This is a genomic window from Megasphaera sp. AF13-6AC, assembly GCF_027685385.1.
GTDB classification, from domain to species: domain Bacteria; phylum Bacillota; class Negativicutes; order Veillonellales; family Megasphaeraceae; genus Megasphaera; species Megasphaera micronuciformis.
This window is the reverse complement of record NZ_JAQCUN010000055.1, coordinates 4066-8392: the sequence shown is the minus strand read 5'-3', so window position 1 is coordinate 8392 and position 4327 is coordinate 4066. Positions and strand designations below refer to the sequence as shown.

Genomic DNA, 4327 nt, shown 5'->3' with positions numbered 1-4327 from the left:
CCAAAAAGGCCAAGTGATCGAAAAGATAAGCGTGGCACAAGGCGGTAATAAGTACGAGAAGGCCACTCAACCTGCGGATCCATAGGTTTTTGTTCAGATGCCAATAATTAATTTGACCGCCGTGTAAAGAACGGTAGGTGTAAACCGCCCCGATTACAATGTGTACGGCCAGGATGATTTGAAAGGCTAACAAGAGGGGATATAACCCGATGTTACTCAAGCCTGTGAGTGAAGTGGCGCCCAAGATACTGTGCAATATAAAGAGTATCAGTAAGAGCGTAGCTACTACTCGCCCACATGATCTCATCGTCTCACCCCCGTCGGTCCCGTAAAAGCATCAATAATCTTAAGCACCGGGATTTTGGGAAGGTTCACGTAGAAAGCGGAACAGGCGAAACAGAGCGTTCCGGCTAAGAGGATGAGAAATAGAATGTAAATCCTGCGATGGTCGTCTTTAAAGGCGACTTTTTCTTTTTTTATCATATTCATCCCTCATAGTAATGATATAGTCGACCTTGCAGTATGCAATATTATTATAAAAGTAGGGTGAATAGACTGTCAAACGGCATAATAAGAAAAAACAACATTACATTTGATTAACAATATCGAAATTCCTATGAGTTTTTGTCATTCAACCTCGTGAATATAAGATTGAAAAATTGGAATGCATAATTTTCACCTTCAAGGAAAGTAAAATAAACGGCTATTATACAGCGAAAATTCATCTGTAACAATTCTTAAAGAATTTGACAGGCATATGTCACTTTGATATACTTAACACGAATTTAGAGATAATGATAACCCATATCATATAGAATGAAATTGAGTTATTAGTTATGATATGTGGCTGTCCAGTTTGTAATATACCGGAGGGATGAAAGTTGAACGGCTTGGAACTGTTTGAAAAGGGCGGCGCAGTTATGTATATCCTCGTCCTTTGTTCACTCGGGGTCGTAACGATTGCGGCGGAACGAATAGCGTTTTACAGACGGTTAAATAAGGGAACTGAACATTTCTTAGCCTGGTTGCCCTTGGCCCTACGTAATAACGGGGTACAGTACGTACTGGAAGATTGCGAACATGATGATTCGGCTGTAGCTTATGTGGCGACGCAAGGCATAAAAGAGGCTATGCGCGGCGGCGACGTAACTTTGGCACTTGACACGGCATACAATGATATATCCGGCCATTTACGGGCTCATTTAAACTATTTGGGTATGATTGTTACCCTGTCACCGTTGCTCGGATTGTTGGGGACTATTTCGGGCATGATTTCATCGTTTAACGTGTTCAGCATGCAAGCCGGTGAACCGACTGCTATTACAGGCGGTATCGGCGAGGCATTAATTGCTACGGCCACGGGTTTGTGTGTGGCCATCATGGCTTTGGTTATCCATACCGTGCTGGCTCAGAAGCTCGACGAAATACTGACGGCCCTGGATAAAGTTACGTCGGTTATTTTAGCCGAATGCGGTAAGAACGGAGAAAAGGTATGAGACGTGATCGAAGAATCCTGACTCAGCCGGCGGTTATTATCATTCCTATGATTGATATTATGCTGTTTCTTCTTGTGTTTTTTATGATTAGCAGCATTTCTATGATTCAAGCCAATGCTATTCGCGTCAACTTGCCTGCAGGACAGGCTGCGGAAAATGATGTAAAACCGCATACTGTGATGATTACTATTACGTCAAGCGGCGATATTCTATATGAACAGGAGACAAAACCGTCGTCGGATTTTGACGAAAAGATTAAAAAGAAAGTGGCTGAGGATCCCGATGCGGTTTTTGTCGTACGCGGCGACCGAAAAGCTCCGTATGAAAATATTGCGTATGCCCTTGATTCATTGAAAGCGGCAGGTGTACAACATATATCTATATCAGTTGATAAATAACGGGAAGGCGAGACAATGAGATTTAAATCTAAATGGAAACCGGCGGTCTTAATAGCCTTTGCAATACATGTCGTTATAATCGGTGTTTTCGGATTTTTAGTTCCTTGGATTGACGGCAGTGCCGATGCACCGCCGTCGGAGCCTACTGTCGAATATTCGGCGGGAGACGGTACGGATGGTGACGGCGGAGACGGTTCGAATCAGGATGAACAGCAGGATGAACAAAAAGACGAACCAAAAGATGAACAAAAAGAGGAAGCCCCGCAGCCGACGCAAGAACCGGTGACGCCCGTTCCGGAGACGGTTACCAGTCCCGTGACGGCTACGGATCCGTACAATGCTTTAGTCACCAAGTCGACACAAAACGGACAGCCGAGCGCAACGAAATCGACCGGCGGGGGCAAAAAAGGCAACGGTGGCGGGGGCGGCCAGAAACGAGGCAACCCTCCTATTACGGAACATACGGAATACCCTCCTCGCGGCATTGTCAAGTTTAAAGGCTATATTACTGTTCAAGCCTATATCAATACGGATGGGAAAGTGCCTCGCGGTAAGTTGATGACACCCGTCAGAGATCGTAATAATCCTGAAATGAATCGTATTAACTCCCTTGCTGTGGAATATGCTAAAAAGTGGCTTTTCAAACCGGCAACGGACGAAAACGGAAATCCTATTGCTTCATATAAGAATATTTCCATTCCCTTCAATTCACCTCCCAAATTGGAGAAAGAATAAGAGGTTTGTCTGTGAAAGTATGAAGACGTGAATACGTTAAAGGAGTGACTAATTAATGAATATACGCAAATGGCTGGTTGCGGCGGCAGCAGTGCTTCTGTTTTTCGGAAGCTCTCCCGATTCCCAGGCGGCACCCAGATGGGAGCAAGTCGGTCAACATGTAACTCAGTCTATTGACAATGCTGTAAAAACCTATGACTCGGGGAACGCGGAAGGCGCCAAGGCGGCTGTGAATGATGCTTATTACGGCATTTATGAAAAAGACGGCTTGGAACCGGCTATCAGAGCCAGCGTAGCGGCAAAAGACGCAGCGTTAACAGAGTATCAGTTCAGTAAACTGAAAAAGGTTATGAGCCAACCGAACAACAGTGCTCAGGTTCGAGAAGAAGCGGATAAATTGAATAAGATGGTTATGGACGACGTTTCCAAACTGGAAGGGAAGGGTGCTTCCGGTGGCGGTTGGGCAACCTTCGGTCCGGCTTTCCTGATTTTGCTTCGTGAAGGTATTGAAGCGATGTTGGTGCTGTTGGCTATCATTGCTTATTTACGCAAATCGGGAAATGACAAGTACTTGAAGACGGTTTATAACTATTCATTGGCAGCTATCGTTGCCAGCTTTATTACGGCTTACCTTTTCAGCACCTTGATTTCTCAAGAAGCGGGAGTCGGTGCAAGCCGCGAAATGATTGAAGGCGTTACGGCCCTGGTTGCCGTTGTCGTTTTGTTCTTTACCAGTGCATGGCTCGGAGCGAAATCGGATAAGAACGCGTGGAAAGAATATATTGAAAATATGATTAATACGACCATGACGACCGGGCGGGCACGAGCTCTCGGCATGGCGGCTTTTTTGGCGGTATATCGCGAAGGCGCGGAAGTTATCCTGTTCTATCAGGCCTTGTTTAATAATTCGTCCAGCGATACGCATCTTATCTGGGCCGGGTTCGGTGCAGGATGCGTGGTCCTTGCCGTTTTATTCTTCCTTATGCAGCATGGGATTTTACGCATTCCCTTGCGCCCTTTCTTCATCTTTACCAGTGCCTTAATGTATATCTTGGCAGTAAGCTTTGCCGGTGGCGGTATTGCGGAACTGCAGGAGGCCGGTGTCGTCAGCCAGACGGTTTTGGAATCATCCGTAATTCCTACCATCGACTATCTCGGCATTTACCCCACTGCAGAAACGCTGGGAGCCCAAGGATTTATGATCCTCTTGGCTATCGGTATGGTTTATTATAGAAGCAGAAAAAATCGCAATCACGATGAAGCTGCTCAAAATTCATAAAAGGAGTGTGTTCTCATGTTTAATTCCAAGTTTAAAAAATTGAAAGTTGCATTGGCAGTTGCCGCAATGGCAGGTTCTTTCGCAGCATTCGGCGGTCAGTCCACGTATGCTTTTGAAGAGTACCCCATCGGCGAAGAACAAGAAGTAAAAGACCAACACTTTAACGTGGCGTTAGTATACTTCCAACCGGTACAGATGGAACCGGCAGGCGTTATGCTTAGCCCTGATAAAGCGGATCTCCATATGGAAACGGATATTCATGCAACAGAAGGTAATAATACGGGCTTCGGCGTAGGCGAATGGATCCCCTACCTGACAGTTCACTACAAGTTTACGAAGCAGGAAACGGGCGAAACGATGGAAGGCGTATTCATGCCTATGAATGCTGACGACGGTCCTCACTACGGTGCTAACTTGAA

6 protein-coding genes and 1 pseudogene are annotated in these 4327 nt (G+C 45.6%); 5 read left to right on the top strand and 2 right to left on the bottom strand.

The window, feature by feature from the left end:
- A pseudogene (locus tag PGX78_RS04445) lies at positions 1-307 on the bottom strand (hypothetical protein); the annotation flags it as partial.
- Entirely contained in the window at positions 304-483 is a 180-nt protein-coding gene (locus tag PGX78_RS04440; RefSeq protein WP_270445554.1) for a hypothetical protein, read from the bottom strand. The gene PGX78_RS04440 and the pseudogene PGX78_RS04445, both read right to left, overlap by 4 nt.
- Before the next feature lie 398 nt (positions 484-881).
- On the opposite strand from PGX78_RS04440, the gene PGX78_RS04435 reads away from it, so the two are divergent.
- From PGX78_RS04435 to PGX78_RS04415, 5 genes are all read left to right on the top strand, one after another.
- Positions 882-1496 (top strand): MotA/TolQ/ExbB proton channel family protein, encoded by a 615-nt coding sequence (locus tag PGX78_RS04435; protein WP_006941036.1) that lies wholly within the window; start codon positions 882-884, stop codon positions 1494-1496.
- Positions 1493-1894 (top strand): ExbD/TolR family protein, encoded by a 402-nt coding sequence (locus PGX78_RS04430; RefSeq protein ID WP_270445553.1) that lies wholly within the window; start codon positions 1493-1495, stop codon positions 1892-1894. The genes PGX78_RS04435 and PGX78_RS04430 overlap by 4 nt, the downstream gene beginning before the upstream one ends.
- Before the next feature lie 15 nt (positions 1895-1909).
- Positions 1910-2629, top strand: a complete 720-nt coding sequence (locus PGX78_RS04425; protein ID WP_270445552.1) for a hypothetical protein — start codon at positions 1910-1912, stop codon at positions 2627-2629.
- Between the two features lie 55 nt (positions 2630-2684).
- Positions 2685-3908, top strand: coding sequence for an FTR1 family iron permease (locus tag PGX78_RS04420; protein ID WP_270445551.1), 1224 nt, complete (start codon positions 2685-2687; stop codon positions 3906-3908).
- Between the two features lie 15 nt (positions 3909-3923).
- Positions 3924-4327, top strand: a 404-nt coding sequence (locus tag PGX78_RS04415; RefSeq protein WP_270445550.1) for an iron transporter, incomplete at its 3' end; no start/stop codon positions are given.